This window comes from Petrotoga miotherma DSM 10691 (assembly GCF_002895605.1).
Classification (GTDB): domain Bacteria; phylum Thermotogota; class Thermotogae; order Petrotogales; family Petrotogaceae; genus Petrotoga; species Petrotoga miotherma.
On sequence record NZ_AZRM01000047.1, the window covers coordinates 1 to 3,564 of the forward strand.

The 3,564-nt window shown below is 40.7% G+C and carries 4 protein-coding genes; all 4 read right to left on the minus strand.

Annotated features, from left to right (window positions below; translation table 11 throughout):
• A partial coding sequence (locus tag X928_RS08550) for an ABC transporter ATP-binding protein (protein ID WP_103079354.1) occupies positions 1-959 on the minus strand: 959 nt, incomplete at its 3' end.
• The gene (locus X928_RS08555; protein WP_103077036.1) at positions 946-1,953 is read right to left on the minus strand and encodes an ABC transporter ATP-binding protein; all 1,008 of its coding nucleotides are present in this window, start codon (positions 1,951-1,953) and stop codon (positions 946-948) included. The genes X928_RS08550 and X928_RS08555, both read right to left, overlap by 14 nt.
• A 5-nt stretch (positions 1,954-1,958) precedes the next feature.
• On the minus strand, positions 1,959-2,822 hold the full coding sequence (locus tag X928_RS08560) for an ABC transporter permease (RefSeq protein ID WP_245857219.1): 864 nt from the start codon (positions 2,820-2,822) through the stop codon (positions 1,959-1,961).
• A gap of 7 nt (positions 2,823-2,829) precedes the next feature.
• Positions 2,830-3,564, minus strand: a 735-nt coding sequence (locus X928_RS08565) for an ABC transporter permease (protein WP_103079356.1), incomplete at its 5' end; no start/stop codon positions are given.

Consider the following 3,564-nt stretch of genomic DNA (forward strand, 5'->3'; position numbering starts at 1 on the left):
CGATTTTCTGTTTGTATTTCTGGTGGCATATTATCTTTACACTTTTCCATAACAAACGGGCATCTACCTGCAAACTTACATCCTTTTCTCATGTACTCTTCTGTTTCCAACTCTTTTATACTTATCCGTTCTGTCCATTTCTTTTTCGGATCTGGTTCAGGTATCGATTCTTTCAGCATCTGTGTGTATGGGTGTTTCGGGTTCATCAGTACATCTTCCACCGCACCCATCTCTATTATGTTTCCTCTGAACATTATCCCTATCCTGTCACTTACGTAGTATGCGGTTGCTAAATCATGCGTTATGTACAACACACTTACATTGTACTTGTCTTTTAAATCTTTGAATAAGTTCACTATCGACATCCTCAACGATGCATCCACCATCGATACCGGTTCATCCGCTACCAACAACGATGGTGTCGTTATGAGCGATCGGGCTACCGATATCCTTTGTAGTTGCCCTCCTGAAAACTCGTTGGGGTACCTTCCTTTTACTTCCGTTATACCTAATCCTACCGCCTTTAGTGCTTCTTCTACCCTTTTACCATTCCCGTTCTTTGTTATCCCGTATTGTTTCGCTGTGTCGTATAGGTATCTGTCTACCTTCCTCAACGGATTGAATGTTTCAAAAGGGTTTTGAAATACCGATTGTACTTCTTTCATGAACTCTTTTTTCTCTTCCCATTTTTTTAGGTTTACTATGTCTTTGCCTTTGTAGTACACTTCACCTTGTGTTGGTTCAAGAAATCCTAGCAGCATCTTTGAAACTGTCGATTTCCCACATCCACTTTCCCCTGCAAGTGTGAATATTTCATTTTTGTATATGTGAAAGTTCACATCGTCTACCGCTAGTAATTTGCTTCTTGCAAATCCCCCTCCTACTATGAATACCTTTTGTAGCTTTTTCGTTTCCAACAACTTTTCTTGTGTATTTATTGCCGTTTTATTTTCTTGCATCTTCCACACGCTCCTTTGAGTTCAAAAAACAGGCTGATTTGTGTCCGTCACTTATCTCAACGAGTTGTGGACGTTCCTTTTTACATATTTCCATCGCATATGGACATCGTGGATGGAATGGACATCCTTGTGGTAGGTTCGCTAATGAGGGGGGTGATCCAGGTGCACTGACCTTGTAACTTTTGTCTCCCATCTTTGGTAGTGAGCCTATTAGAAATTTTGTGTATGGATGTAGCGGGTTTTCGAATATCTCATCCGTTTTCCCTTCTTCTACAAACATCCCTGCGTACATTATCCCCATCCTGTCCGTTATGTTCGCATGTACAGCCATGTCGTGGGTTACCAGTATTATCGTGTTTTTTTGCATTTTTTGTATGTCTTTTAGTAATTGGATTACCGCCCTTTGCGCTACTACATCCAACGCCGTTGTAGGTTCGTCCGCTACTATGATCCTTGGATTGAGTATCGTTGCTAAGGCTATCGTCGTCCTTTGCCTCATCCCTCCAGATAGTTGGTGTGGGTATGATTTTAGTACCCTTAGCGGTAATCCCAAGGCGGTTAAGTGTTTCTTCAGTGGTTCTTCAAATTCTTTTTCTTCATCTTTTATCTTTTTGTGTGAGGTCACAAAGTCTTTGAATGATTCTTTTATCCTTATTATCGGATTCAACGCACTCATCGATCCTTGCGGTATGTACGATATGAATTGCCATCTTAATTTCCTGTATTCTTCTTGACTCATTTTGGTTATGTCTATCTCTTTTCCTTCCACTTCGTAGTATATCTTTCCATCTACTATCCTCAGTGGCGGTTCGGCTAAACCACATATCGTTTTTAGAAATGTGCTTTTCCCACATCCGCTTTCCCCTGCTATCCCGTATATTTCATCTTCTTGTATCTTTATACTTACATCGTTGACCGCTTTTACTTCTTTTTTCTCTTCTTGCATTTCAAATATGTAATACGATTTTAGTTTTTCTGTTTTTAATACTTCCAACCTTTTCACTCCTTCGCCTTACCGATTCTTTGTATCCTTGTTCTTGGGTCTAAGTATTCACTTAGACTTGTTGAGAGTAGGTACAAGGCTACGAACAAGAAGATCGATATTATTACAGGTGTTAGTATCCACCACCAGTATCCCAGTAGCATCGCTTGGTAGTTTACCGCCCAGTGTATCATCGTTCCTATCGTTGGTATTTCTGTGTTGGATAAGCCTAATACCGATAACGTTACTTCCATCCCTACCGCCCATATCATGTTGTTTATCAACGTCGAAAATATTATCGGTATTATGAATGGAAAGTATTCTTTTATTACCAGGTTGAACGTTCTTGTCCCCGATAGTATTGATGTGTATGTGAATTCCCTTTCCCTTAGACTTAGTATTTGTGATCGTATTACCCGGGCATCCCACGCCCATCCAAATAGACTTAGTATGAGTCCTAATAGTACCATCGTTAAGTTTTCCCTTATTACCGATGCTATCAGTATCAGAATCGGTAAGAGCGGCATTACTACAAAACTGTCGTTTATCGACATCAGTACTTTGTCGGTTTTTCCACCTTTGTACCCCGATACTAATCCCATTATTATCGCTATCACCCTCGATATTCCTGAGGCTATTAACGCTATTGTTAGTGAGTTCCTTATCGCAAATGTAGATTGCCAGAATAGGTCTTGCCCTTGCGATGTCGTTCCGAATATGTGTGGCCAACTGGGTGGTTTGTCCCTAGCTACCATGTTCCACCTTAGTGGATCGTATGGCGAGAAGAATGAGAGTATTGACATGAAGGCTAAAATACATATTACTATGAACGCAAATCTGAACCTTCCATCTTTCATTAGTTCTTTGAATCCTTCCAACATTATCACCTCATCTGTACCTTACTCTTGGGTCAAAGAGTGGATATATTAGATCTATTATGAGCGTTGCTGACGCTATCCCTATTACCGATAACGAGACTACCCCTATTATTAGGTTGTAGTCGTTTGAGTTTATCGCTCCGTATAGTAACGTTCCTATCCCTGGATAGGCGAATACTATTTCTGTTATCAATGCCCCTCCAAAGATTTGCCCTAAAGATAGCGCTAAGTTGGTTACTTGCGGTAATAATCCGTTCCTGAATACGTATTTGAAGGCTATCTTTGATTCTTTTAGCCCTCCCGCTTTCGCATACATCACATAGTCTTCTGCTACTATGTTCGATACTATTAGTTTCATCGTTTGTATGTTGGCTGCTATTCCTAAAACCATCAGCGATATCGCAGGCAGAAACGAGTGTACTAACACGTCTGATATGAACGCCCAGTTGAACCCTATTTGTCTTCCAACTGAGTATCCACCTGCCGATGGGAATATCGGTATCAGATAGGCAAATACTATGAGTAGTAATAATGCAAATATGTAGTAGGGTATGGGCCTTACCACCATCGCTATGTTGTCTAGCGTTTGTGCCCATGCCTTGTTTTTAAAGTATCCTGCAAGTGCCCCTATTATACTTCCTACTAACCAAGAGAGGATTGTAGTTGTTAATAGTAATCCAGCCGTCCAGGGCAGTGAGTCCATTATTAGCTCCATTACAGGTACCGGAAATTGAAAGAGTGATGG